We start from the raw sequence: 23,617 nt of genomic DNA, 5'->3' as shown, positions 1-23,617 counted from the left end.
GTCGCGGCCGATCCGGCCTATCAATGAGACCTCAGCAGGAGCCAACCCATGGCCGTGCCGTCAGCTGCTATCCAGCCGCGACCTTCGATCTTCTCACGGCTTCTATCGCGCTGGAGCGAAAGCCGGAACGCACTTGGCTTCGGCTTCATGCTTCCGGCGGCTGCACTGCTGCTTGTCTTCCTGACCTATCCGCTGGGGCTCGGCGTCTGGCTCGGCTTCACCGACGCCCGCATCGGCCGCCCCGGCATCTTCATCGGCATCGAAAACTATGAATATCTGTGGAGCGACGCCGTCTTCTGGCTCTCCGTCTTCAACACCTTGCTCTATACGATCAGCGCCTCGATCCTGAAATTCGCGCTCGGCCTCTGGCTAGCGCTCCTCCTCAACCAGAACCTTCCCTTCAAATCGTTCTTCCGCGCGATTGTCCTGCTGCCGTGGGTGGTGCCGACGGTGCTCTCGGCCATCGCCTTCTGGTGGATCTACGATTCGCAGTTCTCCATCCTGTCATGGGCGCTCATGGAAATGGGACTGATCGATCACCGCATCAATTTCCTTGGCGATCCGGAGAACGCACGCGCCTCGGTGATCGCTGCCAATGTCTGGCGCGGCATTCCTTTCGTGGCCATCACGCTGCTGGCCGGCCTGCAGACGATTCCCCAATCGCTTTACGAGGCCGCGACGCTCGACGGCGCCAGCCGTTGGCAGTTGTTCCGTTATGTGACGCTGCCGCTGCTGACGCCGATCATCGCCATCACCATGACCTTTTCGGTCCTGTTCACCTTCACCGATTTCCAGCTGATCTATGTGCTGACTCGCGGCGGGCCGGTGAATGCCACCCATCTGATGGCGACGCTCTCGTTCCAGCGCGGCATTTCCGGCGGCCAGCTTGGCGAGGGAGCCGCAATCGCGGTGGCGATGATCCCGTTCCTGCTAGCGGCGATCCTTTTCAGCTATTTCGGGCTGCAACGTCGTAAATGGCAGCAGGGCGGTGGAGACTGACATGGCCGCGATCGAAACGAACAATCGTCCGAACACGGATGAAGGCGGCATGGGCTATCTCCAGAGCCTGCCCCGGCGCGTGGTCACCGTTTATCTGCCGCTCCTGATCTTCGTCATCGTGCTGCTGTTCCCGTTCTACTGGATGACGATCACGGCGGTGAAACCCAATCTCGAGATGACGGATTATGCCAATTTCAATCCGTTCTGGGTCGTCAATCCGACACTCGAGCATATTCGGTATCTGCTCTTCGACACATCCTATCCGGGCTGGCTTCTCAACACGATCATCATCTCGACCGCCTCAACTTTCCTGTCGCTGCTGGCGGCGGTGTTCGCTGCCTATGCGATCGAGCGCTTGAGGTTTTCCGGGGCGCGGCAGGTCGGCTTGGCGATCTTCCTGGCCTATCTCGTGCCGCCCTCGATACTGTTCATTCCCCTGTCGGTAATGGTGTTCAACCTCGGGCTTTACGATACGCCGTTCGCGCTGATCCTCACCTATCCGACCTTCCTCATTCCATTCTGCACGTGGCTCTTGATGGGCTACTTCCGCTCGATACCCTTCGAACTGGAAGAATGCGCGCTGATCGACGGCGCGAGCCGCTGGCAAATCCTGACCAAGATAGTTCTGCCGCTGTCGGTGCCCGGCCTGATTTCCGCCGGCATCTTCGCTTTCACCCTGTCATGGAACGAATTCATCTACGCTTTGACTTTTATCCAGTCGTCCGAAAACAAGACCGTGCCGGTCGGCGTGCTTACCGAGCTCGTACGTTCGGATGTCTATGAATGGGGAGCCCTGATGGCAGGCGCGCTGATCGGCTCCCTGCCGGTGGTGGTGCTCTATTCATTCTTTGTCGAGCACTACGTCTCCTCGATGACGGGGGCGGTCAAGGAGTGAAGCTGAGGCGGAAATCCCACCCTCGGCGGACCGTCGAAGCAAGCTCGTGGGTGCCAAGCTGATCGTCAGCTTCCGGCCAAAGGCGACGATGGAAAAATCTGCCCGATGGCGCGAAGCCGGCAGCTTCGATCCGATCCGCGCACTCCGCTCCCTCTCCTTCCCGCAAGCCTGCCACAAGCTTGTTGAGGCATGGTCTGGCTAAGGAAAACCGGTAAAAGGCGGACTTTCTTGGCGATTTCTCCACCCAGCGACATCGTTATGGATGTGGCCCGAGCCGCCGACCCGGCGGATATCGAGACCGCCCGCGCCGCGCTGGCAAAGCGGGCCGGCGGCGCTGCGAGCACGTTTTCACTCGACGCCGCCGCTTCCGTCGATGCCGGCTCGATCCTGTCGCGCGCCACCGCCGATAAGGCCGCCGCTGCAACCGACCCGGCCAACAAATTCAAGAAGTTCGAGGCGATGGTGCTGCAGACCTTCATCCAGAACATGCTGCCCAAGGACACCGAGGGCGTCTACGGCAAGGGCCTGGCCGGCGACATGTGGAAATCGCAGCTTGCCGAGCGGGTGGCCGACGTGCTGGCCGAACGCGGCGGCATCGGCATCGCCAAGTCGATGCTTGCCGACCACTATCTCGAAGGCAAGCGCGTGGTTCCGGTCGGTCCGGTCTCGGGCGTGTTGGAAAAGACCGAGATCGACCAGCAAAACAGCCTGTCGACCTCGCTGGTCCACCAGTTGCAGCGCAAAGCTGCGGGGTCGATGACCGGTGACGAGACGACCATAAAAACAAACATCAAGATCTAAACTGGGAAACGCCATGGCCGACTTTTCAGAATCCACCCCCAACCTGCCAGCACGCACGACCGCGTCGGAAGCGCCGATCCCGTTCGCGCGGCCCGGCAACCTCGCCGCCATCATCGGTCGCATCGAGGAAGTGGTCGAGGAAGAGACCGCCGGCATCCGCAACGCGACCAACTATGATCTCAAGGCGTCGAACGCCCGCAAGAGCCGCTACCTCTACGAGTTGACGCGCGCCATGAAGGGCGGCAGCGAAGCCGAATTCCTCGAACAGCACCGCGAGGGCCTGACCCGGCTGCGCCAGAAGCTGGCGAAGAACGAAGCGGCGATCCTGGCGCATCTCAGCGCGGTCAACGAAGTCGCCAGCCTGCTGCGGCACGCCATCCAGCGCGCCGAGACCGACGGCACCTATTCCGCCGGCGAGTTCGGCTGGATGAAGGCATGATGCCGAACACAAGCGACACTTCGGAGATACTGCCGAAGCAACGGCGCAGTGCCGCGTCGCCTTCGCAAGGGACCGACAAGAGCCGATGATCAAGGTCATCGCCATCGCCGTCTGGATCTGCGCCGCAACCCTCGGCGCCGTGTTCTATTCGTTTCAGGCGGCCGGCGAGCGCGGTGTCGGCGAAACGCCGAAGCCGATGCTGGGCGGTCTCGACTACGTCAAGACCGACATCATTTCGGTGCCGCTGATCCGCGATTCTGAGATCGGCGGCTATTTCCTGACCAAGCTCGTCTACACCGTCGAACCCGAGCAGATAAAGAAGCTGTCCATTCCGGCCGAAGCGCTGATCACCGACCAGGTCTATTCCTACCTCTATTCCAATCCGCAGATCGACTTCACCAACAAGGCGACCATCGATCTCGATGCCTTCCGCGCCGCAATCCGCGATACCGTCAACGCGCGTGTCGGCGCGCCCTTGGTGCATGAGGTTCTGATCGACCAGGTCAATTTCCTGTCGAAGGACGAAATCCGCGACAACTGGCTGCGCCGCAAGAAAAGCGAGACGGCGAGCGAAATGACCAAGGCGTTCAAGGAACACTGAGTTGCCCCGGCTCGGAGTCCCGGCCTCATCGGGGCTCACCTGCCGCGACGGCAGGAACCAACCGCCCGAATTCGCGTTGACGTAAACGTCAACCCAAAGCTATATGCGGCAGCGACCGTGATCGCGAAACCGCGGCATGGGCTTCGGCTGGATCGAAGCGCCGTTGCGAGACAGATGCAACCAGACAAGGAGAACAGCGTGAGCGTTCAGGAGATTGCCGAGAAGATCAAGTCGCGCGTGGCCAGCAGCGGGTTCGATCGTTCCGTGAAATTCGACACCGGCAGCGACGGCGTCATCGTCATCGACGGCGCAACCGTCTCGAACACCGATGCACCCACCGACTGCACCATCAAGCTCTCGCTCGACGATCTGGATTCGCTGATCGCTGGCGACCTGAACCCGACAATGGCGTTCATGACCGGCAAGATAAAGGTCGAAGGCGACATGACCGTCGCCATGGCGCTCAGCCAGCTGATCGGCTGAAGGCATCCAGCCGCCCAAGCGGCACCCACCAAGCGCAAAAACGCCGCCTTTTCGGGCGGCGTTTTTGCATGAAATGCTGCCGGCTTCGTGTCAGGCCGCCGATATCAGTTCCTGCGCCTTCAGCTTGCGGCCGGCCGCCTTCAGCGTGCCGTGCACGCCGTCAAGCGCGCCTTCCACCAGTTCCAGCGCCAGCAGGCGGTGCCGCTCATAGGGTCCCGGCATGGCAAGTGAACCGGTCTTCTCGGCCGAGAAGCCGAAGCGCGCGTAATAGGGCGCATCGCCGACCAAAAGGATAGCGGCATGGCCGAGACGCGCCGCTTCGGCGATGGCATGGCGCATCAGCGCCGAGCCGATGCCGGCATTCTTGAGCGACGGGTCGACGGCAAGCGGGCCAAGCAGCAGCACGGCCGCACCGCCCTCGCCCAGCCTGACATCCCACAGCCGCACGGTGCCGGCCACGCCGCCCGAAGCATCGCGGGCGACGAAGGCCAGGCCTTCCGAGGGCCGCCGGCCACGCCGCAGCTTCTCCGACGACTTTTTCCTGCGCTTCGGCCCCATGGCCCGATCGAGCAACGCCTCGCGCGCCGCAACATCGGCGGCGGTTTCGGCGACCATCACAGAGGCCGGTGCGTGGCCCCCAATTTCAACTGGCATTTCCATTTCAACTGACATTTCCATTTCCGCAATCCCTGGCGAGCGGAGATCTGTTCCACAGGCGAGCCCGGGTGGACGACACGCGCCCACCGGGGATGATCTGATCGGCTCTCTCAGCGCATTTTCAGGCGAAGTTGTGTCCGGTTCGCCGTCCGAAAATGCGCTGAGGAAGCGCCGTCAGATCACGTAGGATCGGAGAGGCTCGAAGCCGTTGAAGGCGACCGCCGAGTAGGTGGTCGTGTAGGCGCCGGTGCCTTCGATCAGCACCTCGTCGCCGATGGTCAGCGACAAAGGCAGCGGATAGGGCGTCTTCTCGTACATCACGTCGGCCGAATCGCAGGTCGGGCCGGCGAGCACGCAAGGTGCGGTCTCCGTGCCGTCATGCGGCGTGACGATCGGGTAGCGGATCGCCTCGTCCATCGTCTCGGCAAGACCGCCGAACTTGCCGATGTCGAGGAACACCCAGCGCACATTGTCATTGGCCGCTTTCTTCGAGATCAGCACGACTTCCGACTTGATGACGCCGGCATTGCCGACCATGCCACGGCCCGGCTCGATGATGGTCTCGGGAAGCGCATTGCCGAAATGCTTGCGCAGCGCCGAGAAGATCGCCTGGCCATAGGCCTGGGCGGCTGGCACGTCACGCAGATAGCGCGTCGGGAAACCACCGCCCATATTGACCATCTTCAAGACGATGCCTTCCTCGGCGAGCGTCGCGAACACCACCTTGGCGTCGGCCAGCGCACGGTCCCAGGCGGTCAGGTCGGTCTGCTGCGAGCCGACATGGAACGACACGCCATAAGCGTCGAGGCCGAGCCCCTTGGCATGGCGCAGCACGTCGACGGCCATCGCCGGCACGCAGCCGAACTTGCGCGACAGCGGCCATTCGGCGCCCTCGCCATCGGTCAGCACGCGGCAGAACACGCGCGCGCCTGGAGCGACGCGGGCGATCTTCTCGACCTCTTCGACGCAATCGACGGCGAACAGGCGGATGCCGAGCTGGTAGGCGCGTGCGATGTCACGCTCCTTCTTGATGGTGTTGCCGAAGGAGATGCGGTCCGCCGGCGCACCGGCGTCCATCGCCATCTCGACTTCGGCAACGGAAGCGGTGTCGAAGGACGAGCCCATCGCAGCAAGCAGGCGCAGGATTTCCGGTGCCGGGTTTGCTTTCACCGCATAGTAGATCTTGGAATCGGGCAGCGCCTTCTCGAAGGCGCGGAAATTGTCGCGCACGACATCGAGGTCGACGACGAGGCAGGGGCCGGACGGACGTCGGGTGGCGAGGAAGTCAAGGATGCGCTGGGTGGCCATCGGGGTCTCTCCATCAGCGCCTTTCGGCGCGCAATAAGGCTGCGGGACGCGGGCTGTCAGCCTCGCGAACACGCGGTGGACAAAGGCGGGACGGATATCCATGGAACCAGCCGGTGGAGACCCCGGAACCATAAAGCGCCGTCTCGCGGCGGTGAACCTTGGCCTTGCCCGGCCTCGGTTCGCTTTGTCTGCCTTGGCTTGGATGGGAGACCCGTCCGCACTGCCGGCAATGAAGGTGTGCCTCTTCAGTAACCCCGGTTTTTGGACAACCGGCAGAACACCAGAAAGGCCCGCACCGTCGTTGCTTCAAGGTGTCCTCGGGCTGGCGGTTGGCCGCTAGACCGACTGGAGGGGTTGGCTCCAGTTACCTTACCGATTTCCCTCACCATTCGAGGATCGGCGGACACCCACAGGCACGTGCGACTTTGGGCAAGCGCGATATAAGGGCGAAGACTTTCACAATCAATAAAAATCGTATCGCAGGTTGTAAAATTTCTGGCGTCGAACAATGGTGCGGCAACCGTATCCGGATATCGAACGATGACAGGCACGCACGGCCCTCTCAACGCCTTTCTCGATCTTCGCCAGATGCCAGTGGCACATGCCCAGCTCGGCCCGCTGGCCGGCCTGCGGCTGGCCGTCAAGGACATCTACGACGTCGCCGGCTACCGCACCGGTTGCGGCAATTTGCAAAAATTCGCCGAAAGCCACGCGGCCTCGCGCACCGCACCCGCCGTGCAGATGATCCTCGATGCTGGCGCACGCTTCGTCGGCAAGACGCAGACCGACGAGCTTGCCTTCGCGTTGTTCGGCCAGAATGCGCATTTCTCGTTTCCGGTGAACCCGGCGGCACCCGACCGCGTCACCGGCGGCTCCTCATCGGGGTCGGCGGCGGCGGTGGCGGGCAGGCTGGCCGATATCGCCACCGGCTCAGACACCGGCGGCTCGATCCGCGCCCCGGCGAGCTTTTGCGGACTGATCGGGCTGCGCACCACGCATGGCCGCATTCCGCTCGACGGCACGATGAAGCTGGCGCCGAGCCTCGACACGTTCGGCTGGTTCGCCGACGACATCGAGACCTACGAGACCGTCGGCAAGCTGCTGCTCGGCCGCGATCCGCACCAGCACGTGTTGGACCGGCCGCTGGCGCTGGATTGGCTGGATGGATTGGTCGCCCGCCCGGCGCTGGCCGAATATGGTGAAATGAAGGGGCTGGCGGGCGCGGTCTTCGGCGTGCCGGCGACGCCGGCAATCCGCTTCTCCTCATCTCCCGATGAACTCTATTGGTGCTTTCGCCGGCTGCAGGCCAGGGAGGCCTGGGCGGTGCATGGCGAATGGATCACCAGCGGCGAGCGCGGCCTCGGCCCCGGTGTCGAGGAGCGTTTCGGCTTTGGGCGTGCCGTCGATGACAGGACAGCCCAGGCCGAGAAGGTGCGACGTCTGACCTTTCGCGGCGAACTGAACGCCCTGCTCGGCAGGAACGGCTTCCTTGTCCTGCCGACCGTGCCTGGTCCGGCGCCTTACGTGGACAGCACGCCGGAGCAGTTCCAGGCCTATCGCGAACGGGCGCTCCAACTTCTGTGCCTGGCCGGCCTGTCTGGTTTTCCACAGATCACGCTGCCCGTCGGCTCGGTCGCCGGCGCCCCGTTCGGCCTGTCGCTGCTTGGCCCTTCCGGCAGCGACATTGCCCTGATACGGCTCGGCCGGAAACTTCTCGACGCGGCACGAAAGGCCTGACCATGGACACACTGACGCGCATGCGTGCCTTCATCGACGTGGTCGAGGCCGAGGGCTTTTCGGCGGCGGCGCGCAAGATCGGCCGTTCCAAGGCCTTGCTGTCGAAATATGTGCGCGAGCTGGAGGACGAACTCGGCGCTTTGCTGCTCAACCGCACCACGCGCCAGTTCTCGATGACCGAGGCCGGCCATACCTATTACCGGCGCGCCTCGGAGATCGTGCGCGAGGTCGACAGCCTGGCCGACGCGGTGCGTGAATCCTCCGGCGACGTGCGCGGCCGGATCAAGCTGTCGGCGCCGCGCACCTTCGCCGACGCGCCGATCGGCCAGTCGCTGATCGACTTCGCCAAGCAGCATCCCGACATCGTGCTCGACATCCAGCTCGACGACCGCTTCGTCGATCTGGTCGAGGAGGGCTTCGATCTTGCGGTGCGCATCTCGCGGCTGGAGAACTCGTCGCTGATCGCCAGGCGGCTGGCGCCGTTTTCGATAAAGCTCTGCGCCTCCCCCGAACTGATCGCCAGGCATGGCATGCCGACAAGGCCGCAGGATCTCAGCCGCATGCCTTGCATCGTCGACACCAATGGCCGCGGACTGAACAACTGGCCGTTCAAGGGCGACAATGGCGATCCGGTGAGCGTTTCGGTGTCCGGTCCGGTCGAGGTCAACAGCCCGATGACGGCGAGAGCCGCGGCCGTGGCGGGCCTCGGATTTACCGTCCTGCCGGATTTCATCGCCGCGCCCGACCTCGCGAGCGGCCGGCTGGTGGCGGTGATGGATGACCGTATCCTGTCGGGCGGCGGCATCTTCGCCGTCTACCCGCACCGCCGCTATCTGCCGGCGAAAGTCCGCGTCTTCGTCGACTTCCTGGTGCAGTGGTTCAGGACGCGCGAGGCTGGCTGACCGGCATCGATAGTCTCATGGTCCCAATTTCGCCCCCTTTCTGGTAACTCTCGGCAACTCTTCCGAGGCCTATGGACCGAGAATGAATCTGAAACGGCACGCAATCATGCTGGCTTCGGCCTTGGCGGCTACTTTTGCCGCCACTGGACCGGCTTACGTGCATCCGCATGTCTTCGCCGAGGCCCGCCTCGATGTGATTCTCTCCCCGGATCACCAAAGCGTGAAGGCTCTGCGTCATCTCTGGCGCTTCGACGATCTGTTTTCCTCGACCGTGATGATGGAGTTCGACAAGAACTCCGACCTGAAGCTCGATGACAAGGAGCTGAAGGAAGTCGCCGACACCGTTCATGCCTCGCTGGCCGAGTTCAATTACTTCCAGCTCGTCACCGTTGACGGCAAGGACGTGGCGATGACGCCGCCGCCGCATCTGATGGCCAATTTCGACAACGATCAACTGATCATCCTGTTCGAGTCCGAACCGAAGGTGCCGATCAAGCTCAACGGCAAGATCGATATCGGCGTCTACGATCCGACATTCTACACGGCGATCGACTTCACCGAGGACTCCAACATCACGGTTGAAGGCCTGCCCTCGAACTGCACCAGCAAGGTGGTCCGTCCGGACCCGGACGAGGCCATCAAGGAAAACCAGAAGACCCTCACCGATGCCTTTTTCAACGATCCGACCGGCACCGATATGAGCAAGATCTTCGCCACCAAGCTCGAACTGACCTGTCAGCCAGAAGGATGAAGCCGGTGACGAAACCGTCCCTGCGTTTGGCATTCGGCCTGTTGGCCCTCACTGTCGCCATGATGCATTTCGCCGACGCCGCTCATGCCCAGAGTTCGCTCGGCATCGGCGTCAATGACGGCATGGCGCCCACCACCGGCCCGTTCGCCCATATCCTGATGTGGATCAATCTCAGGCAGCAGGAATTCTACCGCGCGCTGGCAACGGCGATGAAGGCGATGCGCCAGGACGGCAGCAAGATCTGGATACTCGTCGGCCTGTCCTTCGCCTACGGTATTTTCCATGCTGCCGGCCCCGGCCACGGCAAGGCGGTGATCTCGTCCTACATGGTGGCCAATGAGGTGGCGTTGCGGCGCGGCATCCTGTTGTCCTTCGTCTCGGCGCTGCTGCAGGGCCTGACCGCGATCGCGGTGATGGGGGTCGCCTATTTCGTCCTGCGCGGCACCTCCGTCTCGATGACGGACGCGGCCTGGTTCATGGAGATCATGAGCTTTGTCTTCGTCACCCTGTTCGGCGCCTGGCTGCTGTGGCGCAAACTCGGCCCCGCCGTCCTGCGTCTGTTCGGCAAGGGCCCGGCCTACAGCCTGTCGGCGGCTCATGCCGGCCATTCTCACGCCGGTCATTCTCATGGGGGTCATTCTCATGGGGGCCATTCTCACGGCGCGCATTCGCATGCCGGTCACTCCCATGCAGCTCACAGCCATTCGGCGCATGCTCATTCGCACGCGCTACACGCGCATGACCATGTGCACGGCCCTTCGCACGATCATCACGATCATGCCGAACACGATCACGCTCATCACGATCACGCGGCGGGCGAAGTCTGCGACACCTGCGGCCATTCGCACGCACCCGATCCGGCGCTGCTGTCGGGCGACCGCTTCGACTGGCGCACGGCGTGGACGGCGGTGGCGGCGGTCGGCATCCGCCCCTGCTCCGGCGCGCTGATCGTGCTGAGCTTCGCCTTGCTCAACGGCCTCTGGCTCGGCGGCCTGCTGTCGGTGCTGGCGATGTCGCTTGGCACGGCCATCACCGTTTCGGCACTGGCGACACTGGCGGTGACCGCCAAGAACTGGGCGGTGTATTTCGCCGGCGACGGCCGCATGGGCAACCGCATCCACTCGATCGTCGAGATCGGCGGCGCGGCGTTTGTGTTCCTGTTCGGACTGCTGCTGCTGTCGGCGAGTTTGGCGAGCGGCGGATAGGCCGCCGCCACGAGGTTCGGAGTTTAACCCGCGATCTTGTCGCCGAGCTCATCCTCGATGTGAGCGCGGATGATCTCGTCAAAACTCTTTTCGGCGCTGAAGCCGAGCTCCCGTGACCGCTTTGCCTCGAAGCGCGTCGGCCAGCCCTTGACGATCGCCCAGATCGTGTCATCCGGAACCTCGCGGATCAGGCTTACCGCCTTCGGCCCGGCGATGCGTTCCAGCGCCTCGATCTGCTCGCCGACGGTGACGGCAACGCCGGGCATCGTCAGGTTGCGGCGCGGCCCGACTGCGCTGCCGTCGATCCCTGCCGCATGGATCAGGAAGTTCACCGCCGAGCGCGGGCTGGCATGCGTGTGCACGACCGAGCGCGGCACCGGCAGGATCGCTTCGTGGCCGCTCAACGGCTCGCGGATGATGCCGGAGAAGAAGCCGGACGCCGCCTTGTTCGGCTTGCCCGGCCGCACGCAGATCGTCGGCAGCCGGATGCCGATACCGTCGAAGAAGCCGCGCCTGGTATAGTCGGCCAGCAGCGCTTCGCTCATCTGCTTCTGGGTGCCGTAGGAGGTCAGCGGCGTCGGATGGAAGTCGTCGGGAATGACATCCGGGAACGGCGCGCCGAACACCGCGATCGACGAGGTGAAGACGACGCGCGGCGCAAAGCCCGCCAGCCGGATGGCATCGAACAGGGCCCGCGTGCCATCGAGATTGACGCGGTAGCCGAGATCGAAATTCGCTTCCGCCTCGCCCGACACGATGCCGGCAAGATGGAACACGACGTCGGGGCGCGATGCGACCAGGCGCTCAGTGGCCCCTGCTTCGGCGAGATCGCCAGTGTGCAGCGTGACGCTGACGCCATCCAGGCTCGGGGCCTGTGGTGGCACGATATCGTGTAAATCCAGCGCCGTGATCTTGCGGCCGCGCAGCGTGCCGTCCTTGGCCAGCCGGGCGATGAGCTTGCGGCCGACCATACCCGCGGCGCCAGTGATCAGAATGCGCATATCGAAAATCCCTTGCCTATTTACCCTGATTTTTGCGCTGGTTGCGGGCCCGCAACCAGAACACCGAGAAGAACGCCAGCACGAAGACGATGCCAAAGGCGCCGGCCAGCACCGTCGAAAGGTTGCCGAGTGCCAGCATTACGGTCGGCAGATAGTAGGCGCCGATACCAAACAGAAGCATGATCCACACTGCAGCGATAAGAGCATTCCTGGTGTCACGATCCATCACGCCGCACCACGGCAGCGGGTGTTCATCAAGCTGGTTTTCAAGGTTTTGCAACTCCCGAGGCAGGACCAATCGACATCAATCGATCCGGTCCTAGTGATGGTGGTCGTGATATGCAGCCGCTTCGTGCTCGTGCCCATGGTCGTGCTCGCCATCGTCGGCGCACTGGCCGAATTCCGGTTCCACGGTGGCATGGCTGATGCCGTGCTCGCTGGCAAGCCGCTTCTTGACGGCACTCACCGCCTGATGCGCATCGACGCCCTCGTCGAGACAGGCATGCAGCGTCGCCATGCTGCTGGTCCCGTCGAGCGACCAGACATGCATGTGGTGCACTTCGCGCACGCCCTGGATCGTCGTCTCGATATCCCTGGCGATCAGATCTCGGTCGAGGCTTGGCGGCACGCCCTCGAGCAGGACATGGGCGGCTTCCCGCATCAGCGACCACGCCGTGTAGAGGATCAGCAGCGAGACCAGGACCGACAGGATCGGGTCGATCGGCGTCCAGCCGGTCGCCAGTATGACCAGCGCCGCCGCGATGGCCGCGGCCGAGCCGAGCAGGTCGCCAAGCACATGCAGGATGGCGCCGCGCATGTTCAGGCTCTCGCGGTCGCCGCCATGCAGCACGAAGAACGAGCCGATGTTCACCAGCAGGCCGAGGATCGCCACCGCCAGCATCGGCCCGCCAAGCACCGGTGCCGGCGCCTGCAGGCGCCCCCACGCCTCATAGACGATCCACAGCGCGATGACGAAGATGGCAATGCCGTTGGTATAGGCCACCAGCGTCTTGACCCGGCCGAAGCCATAGGTGAGGCGAACGGTCGCCGGGCGGCCAGCCAGATGGAAGGCATACCAGGCAAGGCCGAGCGCGATCGAGTCAGCGAGCATGTGGCCGGCATCGGCCAGCAGCGCCAGCGAGCCGGTGAGGATGCCGCCAAGCGCTTCGGCGACCATGAAGCCGCCGGTCAGGCAGGCTGCGATCAGAACGCGTTTCTTGTCGGTCGAGCCATGGACATGGCCGGGCCCATGATCGTGCCCAATGTGATCGTGCCCGCTGTGATCGTGCCCGCTGTGATCGTGGGTATGTGCCAATGGCGAACTCCTAGGCGCCGAATTCCGCGCGACAATCCTCGAGCCGTCGCTTCTGCTGGCCGTCGCCATCGAAATTGGCCGGATCGAGCCATGCCTCGTAGGCACGGCGCAGCGCCGGCCACTCCTTGTCGATGATCGAATACCACGCAGTGTCGCGGTTTTCACCCTTGACGATCAGATGCTGGCGGAAAATGCCTTCGAACTTGAAGCCGAACCGTTCGGCGGCCCGCTTCGATGGCTCGTTGCGGTTGTTGCACTTCCATTCGTAGCGGCGGTAGCCGAGCTCGTCGAAGATGTATTTCATGAACAGGAACTGCGCTTCGGTTGCTCCCGGCTTGCGCGAGATGAGCGGTCCCCAATAGATGTTGCCGATCTCGATGACGCCGTACGCCGGATCGATGCGCATCAGCGTCTGGCGTCCGGCGACCTTGCCGCTGGCCTTGTCGATGACGGCGAAGAACAGCGGATCCTCGCTGGCCTCGACCTTGTCCAGCCATGGCTGGAAGGCGGCGCGGGTCTCCGGCGGATAATCGGGCAACCAGGCGAAGCGGCCGTCGATGTCGGACACGGAGGACGCTTCATAGAGGCCATCGCCATGTTTTGCGGCACTCAGCGGTTCGAGCCGGACAGTGCTTCCGTCGATGGTCTTGCGTTCGGGCCGCGGGCGCGGTTGCCAATCCCTGAGATTTTCCGACACCGAAAGCTCCAATCCGTTTGACTTTTGCCAGCCGAAGCTCACAAAAACGCGACCCAACAGCAAGAACCACACGGACGGGAAAAATGCTCCACACGATTTCGGCCTTCGACCGCCTTGGCGAGGAAAACGCCTTTGCCGTGCTCGCGAGGGCCACAGCACTTGCCCAACAAGGCCGCGACATTGTCAATCTCGGCATCGGCCAGCCCGACTTCAAGACGCCGCAGCACATCGTCGAGGCGGCGATCAAGGCGCTGCGCGACGGCCATCACGGCTATACACCGGCCAATGGCCTGCTGGCGACGCGCGAGGCGGTGGTGCGCCGCACGCTCACCACCACCGGTGTCGAAGTATCGCCCGAAACGGTGATGATCCTGCCCGGCGGCAAGCCAACCATGTTCGCCACGATCCTGATGTTCGGCGAACCTGGCGCCGAAATCCTCTATCCCGATCCAGGCTTCCCCATCTATCGCTCGATGATCGAGTTCACCGGTGCAGCCCCTATTCCCGTGCCGATGCGCGAGGAAAACGGCTTTGCCTTCTCGGCCGAGGAGACATTGGCGCTGATCACCTCGAAGACCAGGCTGCTGATCCTCAATTCGCCCGCCAATCCGACCGGCGGCGTCACGCCGCGTGCCGAGATCGAGAAACTGGTCAGGGGGCTGGAGGCGCATCCGCACGTCGCCATCCTCTCCGACGAGATCTACGACGTCATGACCTATGATGGCGAGACGCATTGCTCGCTGCTCGGCTTTCCCGAGATCCGCGACCGGCTGATCGTGCTCAATGGCTGGTCGAAGACCTGGGCGATGACCGGCTGGCGCATGGGCTGGTCGATCTGGCCGAATGGCGACAAGGGCGCCCATCTCTACGACAAGGTGCGCAAGCTGGCGGTCAACTGCTGGTCCTGCGTCAACGCGCCGAGCCAGTTCGCCGGCATCGCCGCAATCGACGGCCCGCAAGACGATGTCGACAAGATGATGGGCGCCTTCGACCGCCGCCGGAAGATCGTCGTCGAGGGGCTGAACGCGCTGCCCAACATGTCCTGCATCACGCCCAAAGGCGCGTTCTACGCTTTCCCCAACGTCTCGAAGACCGGCTGGAAAGCCAAGAAACTCGCCTCGGCGCTGCTCGACGAGGCCGGCGTGGCGCTGATCGGCGGTCCCGATTTCGGCATTCTCGGCGAAGGCTATATCAGGCTCTCCTACGCCAATTCCGAGGAGAACATCTTGCGGGCGCTGGAACGGATCGGGGCCTTCCTGGCGAAGTAAGCCTGAAAGCGGCCCGCTGTCCTCTTCCGGACAATTTGCGGCTGTGGCATGACGGTGTCATGAGCCGTCCGGAGGCGCGCGGCCAAGACTGGGCGTGCATGTCGAGAACGGCTACGGTCCTCGGATCAGGATCGAAGAGGGGTGACATCGGATGTTCTATGCAATCCTTGCCTATCATGTGGAAGACGCAATCAAGGCGCTGACGCCGCAGGAAGATACGGCGCTGATGGCTGACTTGCTCAAGATCCATGAAGGGCTCTATGCCGACGGCAGCCTTGGCCCGTCAGCGCGGCTTGGCGCGACACAATCGGCCTGCACCTTGCGCGACGGCATGATCGTCGACGGCCCCTTCGCCGAAACCAAGGAACAGCTTCTCGGCCTCTATGTCGTCGACTGCCCGACGCGCGACGATGCCATCGCTATCGCGCGCGACTTTCGTCGCGTCAATCCGACCGCCGTCTACGAGATCCGTCCTATCGCGCTCTATCTGCCCGGCACAGAGCTACTGGGAGAATGACTACCCACGCCCGACAAACGGCATCTTGGTCGCCATGACGGTCATGAACAGCACGTTGGCGTCGAGCGGCAGGCTGGCCATGTGGACGACGGCGTCGGCGACGCGCTGAACATCCATCACCGCTTCGGCTGATATCGAGCCGTTGGCCTGCGGCACGCCGACCGTCATCGCCTGCGCCATATCGGTCAGCGCATTGCCGATGTCGATCTGGCCGCAGGCGATGTCAAAGGGCCGGCCGTCGAGCGCCAGCGTCTTGGTCAGCCCTGATATGGCATGCTTGGTCGCCGTGTAGGGCACCGAGCCCGGGCGCGGCGCATAGGCCGACACCGAACCGTTGTTGATGATGCGGCCACCCATCGGCTTCTGCTTGCGCATGGCGCCAAAGGCGGCACGGGCACACAGGAACGAACCGGTGAGGTTGACGCCGACGATATCGTTCCACACTTCGACCGGTATCTCGTCGATCGGCGTCGATTTGTAGCCCATGCCGGCATTGTTGAAGAGCAGGTCGACACGGCCGAAGGCCGCCGCCACAGTCTCGAACAGATCGTCGACCTCGCCTGCCTTGCTGATATCGCAGGCTACCGCCAAGGCCTTGGCGTCGGTGCGGCCGGCCTCGGCGACCGCAGCATCCAGCACCGACTTGCGGCGCCCGCAAAATACCGTGTTCCAGCCGGCCTTGAGCAGCGCCGTGGCGACGCTCTTGCCGATGCCCGTGCCGGCCCCGGTGACGATGGCGGTTCTTTGCTCGGTCATGGCTGTTGTCCTCCGGCAGCGCTGCGCTTGCTCGACTGATTTTCGGGATTTGGCTCGAAAAAGGAAGGCATCGCAAATGACGGCGGCGATGGCAAGCGTGTCCATCCGATCGGGCCGACAAAAAGGGCGGCCATTGGCGACCGCCCCTGATCTGAACCGGGCTTGGGAGGAGGAAAAGCCGATCCGACTGTGTTGAATGATGCGCTTGCTGGGTTAACGAGAGGTTAACCCGGAAAGCGCCTCCTGTGCCGTTTTGGCCTACCAGCGCGGATTGGGTGACGTCCCTGCCTTGGCCGGCACCTTGGCCGCCGAAACCGTTGCCTCGACATGGTCGACCAGCGCGTCCGGCAGGCCGAGCCGGCCTGCAAGCAGGTCGAGATAGCCACGCTCGGCGCGGGTGTCGGGATCGATGGTCAGGCGCGACGCCGTGTAGAGTTCGAGCTTCTGCGCGTCGGTCTTGGCGCCGGCGACCAGCGTGTCGAGGTCGAGCGGGCTTGCCAACTCCGCCATCAGGAACTTTTCGGCATCGGAGTCTATGCCGGCCAGGCTGAGCTTGCCGGCGATCTTCTGGCGCTCTTCATCGTCGATATGGCCATCGGCTTTTGCCGCCGAGATCATCGCCCGTATCAGGGTCAGCGTGAATTCGTCCTCGCCTTGCGGCGCCTGCGACGGGTGGAAGGCGGTGTCCTTGGGCGGCGGCAGCAATTCCGGTTCGCCGGCCGCCGGTGCTTCGGCGGGTGCGTTGCCGGCCTTGTAGTTCTGGTAGGCCTTGTAGGCGAGGCCGCCGATGGCGGCCAGTCCGCCAAGCTTCACCGCGGCGCCCGTCACGTTACGACCGGCACCAGTTCCAAGCAGCACGGCGGCCAGTGCGCCGGCGGCCAGCGGATTGTCCTTGGCCATCTGCACGGCCTGCCCCGCCTTGTCGCGGACGGTGCCGCTGGTGCCGGGGATTTGCGAGCCGAGCAGATCGTCGAGAAGCTTCTTGGGATCGAACATTCAGTGCCTCCAGGATTTGCCCGGCCGAACGGGCAGGTTTCGAACGTCGAAGACGTAGGTCCCGAAACTTGACATTGCAATGACAGGCGGCCGCTTTGCAGCAGCTCGATGCCCGGATCAGGAGCCGATATGCGGACCCCTGCCCCGCGCCTGCGCAAGCTCGACCTGGCGCTGGCGCTCGGCATAACGCTGGCGGTCCTCGTTCGAACGCGCCTCGAAACAATGCGGGCAGGAAATACCGGCGGCGAATTTGGGCGACGTCAGGTCGCCCGGTGTCAGCGGGTGCCGGCAGGCGCGGCACAGTTCCGCTTCGCCCTCGGCGAGGCCGTGCGACACCGAAACGCGCTCGTCGAAGACGAAGCATTCGCCTTGCCAGAGGCTCTGTTCGGCCGGGACCTCTTCGAGGTATTTGAGGATGCCGCCCTTGAGATGGAAGACATCCTCGAAGCCGAGCGATTTGACATAGGCGGTTGCCTTTTCGCAGCGTATGCCGCCGGTGCAGAACATCGCCACCTTGCGGCCTTCGAGCTCCGCCCGGTGCGCTTCCACCCAGGCCGGGAACTCGCGAAAGCTTGCGGTGGCCGGATCGATCGCCCCCTTGAATGTGCCGATCGACACCTCGTAGGCGTTGCGCGTGTCGATGATGACAGTGCCGGGCTGCGAAATCAGAGCGTTCCAGTCGGCCGGCGCGACATAGGTGCCGGCACTATTCGAAGGATCGATGTCGTCGACGCCCATGGTGACGATCTCGCGCTTCAGCCGCACCTTCATGCGGTGGAACGGCATGTCCGCGGCTGCGCTGTACTTGACCTCGAGGCCCGCCAGCCCTTCGATGGCTTCGAGATACAGGATCAGTTCGGCAATTGCCGCCTCGCTGCCGGCGACGGTGCCGTTGATGCCTTCATGCGCCAGCAGCAGCGTGCCCTTGATGCCGCGCCCGCAGCAGAAGGCGGCGAGCGGCGCGCGCAGTTCTTCGAAAGCGTCGAGCCGGGCAAACCGGTAGAGCGCTGCGACGCGGAAGGGTGGAAGTGATGTCATTGCCGAAGCCACTAGACGCTCACGAAAGCCTATTCAAGGCAATAGCAGGCATCCTGTTCGGAGGTCACGGGCGCAAATCTGCACCATGGGCGAATTTGTACCATAGCTGAGATCAGGCAGTCAAGAAAAAATTCCTATCCTGACAAAGCTGCCGGCACCGCCGAGCTGGCAGCCGCGCTAAGCTTGGCGAGCATGGGCGACACGTGACATCGCGACACGGCCGGTTTCGTGGACAGGAAAACGGCCTTCTGCTAATCGGTTGAATTGCCCACGCCACGGAGAGACACATGCCCAGCAAGACCGAAAAACTCCTGTCGCTCCTCAACGGCCAGCCGGTCATCCCGGTGCTGAAGATCTCTGATATCGCCAATGCCGTGCCGCTGGCGCGCGCGCTGGCGCGCGGCGGCCTGCCGGCAATCGAGATCACGCTGAGGACCGCCGATGCGCTGGAAGCGATCCGGCGGGTCGCTGGGGAAGTCGAGGACGCCATCGTCGGCGCCGGCACCATTCTCGATGCCAGGCAGTTCGAAGAGGCGGCTGCCGCGGGCTCGCGCTTCATCGTCAGCCCCGGCATCACCCGCGAGCTTCTGTCGGCAGCCGCCGGCAGCGATGTTCCGTTGCTGCCCGGCGCCATCACGCCCGGCGAGATCATGGCTGCACGGGAAGCCGGCTTGCGCTTCCTGAAATTCTTCCCGGCCGAGCAGTCGGGCGGCATCGCTTCGCTGAAAGCCTTCGCCTCGCCGCTCGCCGATGTGAAATTCTGCCCGACCGGCGGCATCTCGGCCAAGAACGCGGCCGACTATCTCAGCCTGCCCAACGTGGTCTGCGTCGGCGGCTCCTGGGTGGCGCCCGATGACCTCGTCAAGGCCGGCAAGTGGGACGAGATCGAAGCCTTGGCGCGCGCGGCGAGCAAGCTTGCGAAATAAGGCTTCGGCCACGGCATGAAAAAACCCGGCCGACTCGCGTCGACCGGGTTTGCCAAATCGGCTCCGAAGCTGATCAGCTGCAGACCCGGACCTTTTCAACCACCCTGTGGTGATGCTTCCAGCTTGTGACCACCTTGGTCCGGCAGTGCTTCTTCATGTGCATATGGTCATGAGTTTTGACGACAATGGTCTCGGCCTGCGTAGGGGCGATAGCCGCCGAAGCGGTTGCCAATGCGATGACCGATGCCAATAGGATGTTCTTCATGGATCTCCCCGGGTTTGAACGAACCTGTATTAACCCGGGGAATAGGCCGACCGTTCCGGCTTCACGAGAAGTTCAGCCGCGCGTGACCGTGCGGGCTGGCCCGGTTCGCTGAACAGCAAAAAGCCGCGCTGGTTGCCCGGCGCGGCTTTGTCGATTGATTTGCCGTCATTTGGTCTGGAAGCGGGCTACCGACATGAACTTGACGGCGTTGCCGGTGAAGCGGTTGGCATCGGCCACCTGGCTGCTCGGCTGGAAGCCGGCCGTGTAGACCTCGCTCGGCGGCGTGTGCACGATGCTGTAGGCGTAGCCCGGCGCCGTCGTCGCGCTTGAAACGGTGGCGACATGCTCGCCGCTGGTCAATGCCCAGCGGGCGGCCTGCGGTGCGGCTGCAACCACCATGGCCTTGGGGCCTGGCTTCAGGTCGCGGGCGGTGGCTCTCGATTCCTTGCGGGTCGTCTTGACGCCGGCGCCGATCGCGGCGGCCGGATCGGAACCGGCCGGGCGGGCAACGACAGCATCGCGCGGCGATGCGGCGTTGGTGCCCGGATCGTTGAACGCCGAACGCGGCTCGGATCCGGACAGGGAAGCAAGCTGGTAATCGGCCGCACCGATCTGGGCATTGGCCTCGTCGAGCACGGCCTTGACCGCATCCGGCCTGGCCATCTCGGGCCGCGCCGTCGGCAGCACCGAGAACGCATCGGTCGCCGTCTTGCTTTGATCAGCCGTCTCGGCCAGCGCCATCAGCACATCCTTGCTGGGCGGCGCAGCCAGAGCGGCCGGCAGCGAATTGTCGGGACGCCATGTCGGCAACGGTATGTTGTTGACCGCGACCTGGGCCGGATTAGCCGAAGCCGTTGCGTCGGCCAAGCCGAAAGGAACGCTCGCCGGCGCATGCGCGGTCGCCACGGCCTGCTCGGTGGTGGCTGTCGCCTCCGCCATCGCAAAAGGAACATTCTCAGGCTGCTGAGCGCCGACATCGGCTTTCGGCCGCGGTGCGAAATCCGGCAGCGGAACGCTTCGGGCCGGCAATGCGGCGATGATCGTCTCCGGCGTGTCCTCTTCCGGCTCCGGAGCCTGCTGCTCGGCCACCTGCGGAATCTCGGCGCGCCGCGCATTCTCCGGCGCCACGATGGCGATGCCCGGGAGGTTGCTGGTCTTGGCTGCCGCTGCCGGCTTCAGGTTTCTCGCCTTGGGCGGGGGGGCCGCCGAAGCGGTCTGGACATCGGCGCTGTCTTCGGCCTCGTCGTCGCCGCCGCCGAAGAATGCCGACAGGAAGCCACCTGACTTCTTGCCGCTGCCGCCGGCGCTGGCCATCTCGATGGCCGGCGAGCCTGAACCCTTGCGCGCCTTGTAGGAGGCGAGCGCCTGCTCAAAGCCGGGCAGCGGCCTGCCGTCGCTCGGCACATGCAGCGTCTTGCCATTGGGGAACAGGCTGACCAGTTCCTGCCGGCTGATACCGGGCCAATGGCGCACATTGCCGATATCCATGTGGACGAACGGCGAACCGGATGACGGATAGTAGCCGACGCCGCCGCCCTGCATCTTGAGACCGATGTTGCGCAGCTTCTTAAGCGGCACGCCGGGAATATAGAAATCCATCGCCTTGCCGAGCATGTGCTGGCTCTTCTCGGCGACGCCCCTGCTGCGGCCGCGCAGCATCGAGTTCGTCGACGGCGAGCGATAGCCGCAGATGACCTGGATGTAGTCCGTGGCGCCGGCTTCCCGATACGCTTCCCAGACCAGATCCAGCAGGCGCGGATCCATCTTGGTCGGCTCGTTGCGACGCCAGTCGCGCAAAATGATGTTGATCTTCCTGAGACCCTCGGGAACGTAGCGGCCGTTGCGCTTGTAGACGATCTCGGCCTTCTCGTGGGTGTGGAGATGATAAAGCTTCAGCGACCGTGTTTCGGCGCTGGCTCCGCTCGCAGCCGCGGCAACAAAACCAAAAGCGACAACCAACACTGCCAGCCACTTCGGCCAGACGCTCAAATGATGGTGCCGCCTGTTTGTGTGTCGTTCGATTCTGTTCAAATCAAAAGGCCTTGCAGGCTGCCGTTTGTCCCCGGATTTGTCCAAACGGATGTGGCATTAGCACACCCGAATATCGATCCTAATGGTTAATCATCGCTTATTGAAGCCGAAATGCGGTAACACCGTGGCGATATCCCGTCAAAAATTGTTCACAAGGTTTCTTGGTAAACCGCTGGTTTAGATCAGATTTCCGCCTTCGGCCCGAACACGATCTGTTACCGTTAGCCTTAATGCGTGAACAGAGCTGTCCATGACACAGCCACAATGCCGCCGAAACGGCGATACAAGGCCTGCTGCGGCATTGCAAGCTGGCGTCGGCCTTGCGGCAAGCCGGATTCCGAAGCTCAGCCCGGCATCGCCCTTAGGAGGCGAGCCGGTCTACGCGGCCCGTCTCCGGATCGATGCCGTGTTCCTTGAGCTTGCGATAGAGCGTCGAGCGACCGATCCCGAGTCGGCGGGCGACTTCGCTCATCTGTCCGTTGTAGTGATCGATGGCAAGCTTGATCATCTCGAGTTCGACATCGGCCAGTGCCCGCACATTGCCGCGCTCGTCGAGCGCCCGCAACGTGCCGAAGCGCGGCTGCAGCCTTGCCGGCGGATCGAACGCGATTGCTGGGCCGCCGTCGCCGGGCAAGGCTTCGTCATCGCGCTCCTGCAAAGACTGGGTGGGCGCCGGCGCATCGCCGTCCATATCCAGGTTGACGGTGCCTTCCACTTGCGCCCGTATCTGCGGGAAGTCCTCGGCGGAAAGCACATCGCCTTCGCAAAGCACCGAGGCCCGGAAGACGGCATTTTCGAGCTGCCGGATGTTTCCAGGCCAGTCATAGGCCTGCAGCACGGCGAGCGCTGCCGCCGAAATACCCTGCAGGCGACGGTGCGGGTCGGCCGGCGCCACCTTCTCCATGAAATGGGTGACCAGATAGGGGATGTCGTCGCGGCGGTCGCGCAGCGGCGGCACGAAGATCGGGTAGACGTTCAGCCGATAGAACAGATCCTCGCGGAACTTGCCGTCCTTGACCTGCTGCAGGAGGTTGCGGTGCGTCGCCGAAATCAGCCTGATGTCGACCCTGACGGTCGATCGTCCGCCGACCGGATCGACCTCGCCGTCCTGGACCGCGCGCAACAGCTTGACCTGCACGTCGAGCGGCAGGTCGCCGATCTCGTCGAGGAACAGTGTGCCCGAATGCGCTTCGACGAACTTGCCCGTGTGCTTGTCGGTGGCGCCGGTGAACGAGCCCTTTTCATGGCCGAACAGGATCGATTCGACCAGATTGTCGGGGATAGCGCCGCAATTGACGGTGACGAAGGGTTTCGAGCGGCGGTCGCCACTGCCCTGGATGGCGCGCGCCACCAGTTCCTTGCCGACGCCGGACTCGCCCTCGATCAGGATCGGGATGTTGGATGCCGCCGCTTTCTGGCCAAGACGGATCACCCTGTCCATGGCCGGGCTGTGCGTAATCATGTCCTTGAAGGTCAGGAGGCCGCCGCGCCGGCGCGACGTGCGCTTGACCTCGCCCTCGACGGCCTCGACCTTGAGCGCATTGCCGATCGACGCCTGCAGCCTGTCGGGAGACGCCGGCTTGACGACGAAATCGAAGGCGCCATGACGCATCGCCGAAACCACGGTCTCGATGCCGCCCTGCGCGGTCTGCACGATGGCCGGCACGTTGATGTCGCGCTCGCGCATCGCCTTCAGCACGCCGATACCATCGAGACCGGGCATGACCAGATCGAGGATGACCACCGACACCTCGCGGGCGCCGGGTCCATCGAGGATATCGAGGGCGGCCGCGCCACCGTCGACGACGATTGCGCTGTAGCCGAACCGCGTCACCGCCGCTTCGAGCAGCCGGCGTTGCACCGGATCGTCATCGACTATGAGTATGGAACCTGTCATGACTGATACGACTATGCCCGCCCGAGGAATCCTGCCCTGTGGACCATCTTGGCACAGGGTTCTAAATAAGGTTTCAAAAAACCCGGTGAATGAATTCCTTAGGATTTGACCGGCTTCTCGTTTCTCCTTGAA

The 23,617-nt window shown here is 63.6% G+C and carries 26 protein-coding genes; 14 read left to right on the top strand and 12 right to left on the bottom strand.

Annotated elements, in window-relative coordinates; genetic code table 11:
• The first annotated feature begins 147 nt into the window (after positions 1-147).
• The 7 genes from NP945_RS02725 (at position 148) to NP945_RS02695 (ending at position 4,218) form a co-directional block, all read left to right on the top strand.
• The gene (locus NP945_RS02725; RefSeq protein ID WP_372337954.1) at positions 148-999 is read left to right on the top strand and encodes a carbohydrate ABC transporter permease; all 852 of its coding nucleotides are present in this window, start codon (positions 148-150) and stop codon (positions 997-999) included.
• Between the two features lies 1 nt (position 1,000).
• Positions 1,001-1,894 (top strand): carbohydrate ABC transporter permease, encoded by an 894-nt coding sequence (locus tag NP945_RS02720; RefSeq protein ID WP_127271704.1) that lies wholly within the window; start codon positions 1,001-1,003, stop codon positions 1,892-1,894.
• A gap of 46 nt (positions 1,895-1,940) precedes the next feature.
• Positions 1,941-2,096: a hypothetical protein gene (locus NP945_RS02715; protein WP_164748966.1), complete on the top strand. Its 156-nt coding sequence runs from the start codon at positions 1,941-1,943 to the stop codon at positions 2,094-2,096.
• Positions 2,084-2,695, top strand: coding sequence for a rod-binding protein (locus NP945_RS02710; protein WP_306283034.1), 612 nt, complete (start codon positions 2,084-2,086; stop codon positions 2,693-2,695). Before NP945_RS02715 ends, NP945_RS02710 begins: the two co-directional genes overlap by 13 nt.
• Positions 2,696-2,708: 13 nt before the next feature.
• The gene (locus tag NP945_RS02705) at positions 2,709-3,134 is read left to right on the top strand and encodes a hypothetical protein (RefSeq protein WP_127270030.1); all 426 of its coding nucleotides are present in this window, start codon (positions 2,709-2,711) and stop codon (positions 3,132-3,134) included.
• Between the two features lie 85 nt (positions 3,135-3,219).
• Positions 3,220-3,735 carry a hypothetical protein gene (locus NP945_RS02700; protein ID WP_127270032.1) on the top strand — a complete coding sequence of 172 codons (516 nt, stop codon included), beginning with the start codon at positions 3,220-3,222 and terminating at the stop codon, positions 3,733-3,735.
• Positions 3,736-3,933: 198 nt separating this feature from the next.
• Positions 3,934-4,218 carry an SCP2 sterol-binding domain-containing protein gene (locus NP945_RS02695; RefSeq protein WP_013529756.1) on the top strand — a complete coding sequence of 95 codons (285 nt, stop codon included), beginning with the start codon at positions 3,934-3,936 and terminating at the stop codon, positions 4,216-4,218.
• 90 nt (positions 4,219-4,308) lie between these two features.
• On the opposite strand, the gene NP945_RS02690 is transcribed toward NP945_RS02695, so the two are convergent.
• Positions 4,309-4,878: a GNAT family N-acetyltransferase gene (locus NP945_RS02690; protein ID WP_127270036.1), complete on the bottom strand. Its 570-nt coding sequence runs from the start codon at positions 4,876-4,878 to the stop codon at positions 4,309-4,311.
• A gap of 171 nt (positions 4,879-5,049) precedes the next feature.
• Positions 5,050-6,183: an ornithine/lysine decarboxylase gene (gene odc2, locus NP945_RS02685; RefSeq protein ID WP_127320768.1), complete on the bottom strand. Its 1,134-nt coding sequence runs from the start codon at positions 6,181-6,183 to the stop codon at positions 5,050-5,052.
• Between the two features lie 540 nt (positions 6,184-6,723).
• On the opposite strand from odc2, the gene NP945_RS02680 reads away from it, so the two are divergent.
• The 4 genes from NP945_RS02680 to NP945_RS02665 all read left to right on the top strand — a co-directional run bounded on the left by NP945_RS02680 (position 6,724) and on the right by NP945_RS02665 (position 10,778).
• Positions 6,724-7,920 (top strand): amidase, encoded by a 1,197-nt coding sequence (locus tag NP945_RS02680; protein WP_127270878.1) that lies wholly within the window; start codon positions 6,724-6,726, stop codon positions 7,918-7,920.
• Positions 7,921-7,922: 2 nt separating this feature from the next.
• A complete protein-coding gene (locus NP945_RS02675) occupies positions 7,923-8,822 on the top strand; it encodes a LysR family transcriptional regulator (protein ID WP_127272432.1) in 900 nt (299 codons plus the stop codon).
• Between the two features lie 82 nt (positions 8,823-8,904).
• A complete protein-coding gene (locus tag NP945_RS02670; protein ID WP_256745502.1) occupies positions 8,905-9,573 on the top strand; it encodes a DUF1007 family protein in 669 nt (222 codons plus the stop codon).
• Positions 9,570-10,778 (top strand): nickel/cobalt transporter, encoded by a 1,209-nt coding sequence (locus NP945_RS02665; RefSeq protein ID WP_256745501.1) that lies wholly within the window; start codon positions 9,570-9,572, stop codon positions 10,776-10,778. The genes NP945_RS02670 and NP945_RS02665 overlap by 4 nt, the downstream gene beginning before the upstream one ends.
• A 23-nt stretch (positions 10,779-10,801) precedes the next feature.
• Here the strand turns inward: NP945_RS02665 and denD are convergent, their stop codons facing one another.
• From denD to NP945_RS02645, 4 genes are all read right to left on the bottom strand, one after another.
• Positions 10,802-11,779 (bottom strand): D-erythronate dehydrogenase, encoded by a 978-nt coding sequence (gene denD, locus NP945_RS02660; RefSeq protein ID WP_256745500.1) that lies wholly within the window; start codon positions 11,777-11,779, stop codon positions 10,802-10,804.
• 16 nt (positions 11,780-11,795) lie between these two features.
• Positions 11,796-12,008, bottom strand: a complete 213-nt coding sequence (locus NP945_RS02655) for a hypothetical protein (RefSeq protein WP_256745567.1) — start codon at positions 12,006-12,008, stop codon at positions 11,796-11,798.
• Between the two features lie 90 nt (positions 12,009-12,098).
• Positions 12,099-13,094: a cation diffusion facilitator family transporter gene (locus tag NP945_RS02650; RefSeq protein ID WP_256745499.1), complete on the bottom strand. Its 996-nt coding sequence runs from the start codon at positions 13,092-13,094 to the stop codon at positions 12,099-12,101.
• A 10-nt stretch (positions 13,095-13,104) separates the two neighbouring features.
• Complete coding sequence (locus NP945_RS02645; RefSeq protein ID WP_256745498.1) at positions 13,105-13,791, bottom strand: GNAT family N-acetyltransferase; 687 nt, start codon at positions 13,789-13,791, stop codon at positions 13,105-13,107.
• An 83-nt stretch (positions 13,792-13,874) separates the two neighbouring features.
• On the opposite strand from NP945_RS02645, the gene NP945_RS02640 reads away from it, so the two are divergent.
• Together NP945_RS02640 and NP945_RS02635 are read left to right on the top strand one after the other, a co-directional pair.
• Positions 13,875-15,059: a pyridoxal phosphate-dependent aminotransferase gene (locus NP945_RS02640; RefSeq protein ID WP_256745497.1), complete on the top strand. Its 1,185-nt coding sequence runs from the start codon at positions 13,875-13,877 to the stop codon at positions 15,057-15,059.
• Between the two features lie 151 nt (positions 15,060-15,210).
• Complete coding sequence (locus NP945_RS02635) at positions 15,211-15,576, top strand: YciI family protein (RefSeq protein ID WP_128364235.1); 366 nt, start codon at positions 15,211-15,213, stop codon at positions 15,574-15,576.
• Here NP945_RS02635 and NP945_RS02630 read toward each other — a convergent pair whose 3' ends face one another.
• The 3 genes from NP945_RS02630 to NP945_RS02620 form a co-directional block, all read right to left on the bottom strand.
• Positions 15,577-16,332: an SDR family oxidoreductase gene (locus NP945_RS02630; protein ID WP_256745496.1), complete on the bottom strand. Its 756-nt coding sequence runs from the start codon at positions 16,330-16,332 to the stop codon at positions 15,577-15,579. It lies immediately after the preceding gene.
• A gap of 258 nt (positions 16,333-16,590) precedes the next feature.
• The gene (locus NP945_RS02625; protein WP_127809400.1) at positions 16,591-17,328 is read right to left on the bottom strand and encodes a tellurite resistance TerB family protein; all 738 of its coding nucleotides are present in this window, start codon (positions 17,326-17,328) and stop codon (positions 16,591-16,593) included.
• A 117-nt stretch (positions 17,329-17,445) separates the two neighbouring features.
• A complete protein-coding gene (locus tag NP945_RS02620) occupies positions 17,446-18,366 on the bottom strand; it encodes a rhodanese-related sulfurtransferase (protein WP_256745495.1) in 921 nt (306 codons plus the stop codon).
• 287 nt (positions 18,367-18,653) lie between these two features.
• Between NP945_RS02620 and NP945_RS02615 the strand changes: the two genes are divergently transcribed.
• A complete protein-coding gene (locus NP945_RS02615) occupies positions 18,654-19,292 on the top strand; it encodes a 2-dehydro-3-deoxy-phosphogluconate aldolase (RefSeq protein WP_256745494.1) in 639 nt (212 codons plus the stop codon).
• Between the two features lie 73 nt (positions 19,293-19,365).
• On the opposite strand, the gene NP945_RS02610 is transcribed toward NP945_RS02615, so the two are convergent.
• The 3 genes from NP945_RS02610 to NP945_RS02600 all read right to left on the bottom strand — a co-directional run bounded on the left by NP945_RS02610 (position 19,366) and on the right by NP945_RS02600 (position 23,485).
• Positions 19,366-19,557 carry a hypothetical protein gene (locus NP945_RS02610; protein WP_127272097.1) on the bottom strand — a complete coding sequence of 64 codons (192 nt, stop codon included), beginning with the start codon at positions 19,555-19,557 and terminating at the stop codon, positions 19,366-19,368.
• Between the two features lie 165 nt (positions 19,558-19,722).
• On the bottom strand, positions 19,723-21,546 hold the full coding sequence (locus NP945_RS02605; RefSeq protein WP_256745493.1) for a DUF882 domain-containing protein: 1,824 nt from the start codon (positions 21,544-21,546) through the stop codon (positions 19,723-19,725).
• 403 nt (positions 21,547-21,949) lie between these two features.
• Positions 21,950-23,485 (bottom strand): sigma-54 dependent transcriptional regulator, encoded by a 1,536-nt coding sequence (locus NP945_RS02600; protein ID WP_256745492.1) that lies wholly within the window; start codon positions 23,483-23,485, stop codon positions 21,950-21,952.
• Positions 23,486-23,617 lie beyond the last annotated feature (132 nt).

This window comes from Mesorhizobium sp. LMG17149, assembly GCF_024518695.1.
Taxonomy (GTDB): domain Bacteria; phylum Pseudomonadota; class Alphaproteobacteria; order Rhizobiales; family Rhizobiaceae; genus Mesorhizobium.
The sequence above is the reverse complement of the archived record's forward strand: the minus strand, read 5'-3'. Positions and strand labels throughout refer to the sequence as shown.

What these genes read in the sequence shown, in the direction of transcription:
- NP945_RS02630 (WP_256745496.1), bottom strand. Translation starts at nt 16,332, where the DNA reads ATGACCGAGCAAAGAACCGCCATCGTCACCGGGGCCGGCACGGGCATC.
- NP945_RS02670 (WP_256745502.1), top strand. Translation starts at nt 8,905, where the DNA reads ATGAATCTGAAACGGCACGCAATCATGCTGGCTTCGGCCTTGGCGGCT.
- NP945_RS02720 (WP_127271704.1), top strand. Translation starts at nt 1,001, where the DNA reads ATGGCCGCGATCGAAACGAACAATCGTCCGAACACGGATGAAGGCGGC.
- odc2 (WP_127320768.1), bottom strand. Translation starts at nt 6,183, where the DNA reads ATGGCCACCCAGCGCATCCTTGACTTCCTCGCCACCCGACGTCCGTCC.
- NP945_RS02625 (WP_127809400.1), bottom strand. Translation starts at nt 17,328, where the DNA reads ATGTTCGATCCCAAGAAGCTTCTCGACGATCTGCTCGGCTCGCAAATC.
- NP945_RS02620 (WP_256745495.1), bottom strand. Translation starts at nt 18,366, where the DNA reads ATGACATCACTTCCACCCTTCCGCGTCGCAGCGCTCTACCGGTTTGCC.
- NP945_RS02710 (WP_306283034.1), top strand. Translation starts at nt 2,084, where the DNA reads ATGGTCTGGCTAAGGAAAACCGGTAAAAGGCGGACTTTCTTGGCGATT.
- NP945_RS02640 (WP_256745497.1), top strand. Translation starts at nt 13,875, where the DNA reads ATGCTCCACACGATTTCGGCCTTCGACCGCCTTGGCGAGGAAAACGCC.
- NP945_RS02675 (WP_127272432.1), top strand. Translation starts at nt 7,923, where the DNA reads ATGGACACACTGACGCGCATGCGTGCCTTCATCGACGTGGTCGAGGCC.
- NP945_RS02615 (WP_256745494.1), top strand. Translation starts at nt 18,654, where the DNA reads ATGCCCAGCAAGACCGAAAAACTCCTGTCGCTCCTCAACGGCCAGCCG.
- NP945_RS02665 (WP_256745501.1), top strand. Translation starts at nt 9,570, where the DNA reads ATGAAGCCGGTGACGAAACCGTCCCTGCGTTTGGCATTCGGCCTGTTG.
- NP945_RS02725 (WP_372337954.1), top strand. Translation starts at nt 148, where the DNA reads ATGCTTCCGGCGGCTGCACTGCTGCTTGTCTTCCTGACCTATCCGCTG.
- NP945_RS02700 (WP_127270032.1), top strand. Translation starts at nt 3,220, where the DNA reads ATGATCAAGGTCATCGCCATCGCCGTCTGGATCTGCGCCGCAACCCTC.
- NP945_RS02600 (WP_256745492.1), bottom strand. Translation starts at nt 23,485, where the DNA reads ATGACAGGTTCCATACTCATAGTCGATGACGATCCGGTGCAACGCCGG.
- NP945_RS02635 (WP_128364235.1), top strand. Translation starts at nt 15,211, where the DNA reads ATGTTCTATGCAATCCTTGCCTATCATGTGGAAGACGCAATCAAGGCG.
- NP945_RS02610 (WP_127272097.1), bottom strand. Translation starts at nt 19,557, where the DNA reads ATGAAGAACATCCTATTGGCATCGGTCATCGCATTGGCAACCGCTTCG.
- NP945_RS02680 (WP_127270878.1), top strand. Translation starts at nt 6,724, where the DNA reads ATGACAGGCACGCACGGCCCTCTCAACGCCTTTCTCGATCTTCGCCAG.
- NP945_RS02705 (WP_127270030.1), top strand. Translation starts at nt 2,709, where the DNA reads ATGGCCGACTTTTCAGAATCCACCCCCAACCTGCCAGCACGCACGACC.
- denD (WP_256745500.1), bottom strand. Translation starts at nt 11,779, where the DNA reads ATGCGCATTCTGATCACTGGCGCCGCGGGTATGGTCGGCCGCAAGCTC.
- NP945_RS02690 (WP_127270036.1), bottom strand. Translation starts at nt 4,878, where the DNA reads ATGGAAATGCCAGTTGAAATTGGGGGCCACGCACCGGCCTCTGTGATG.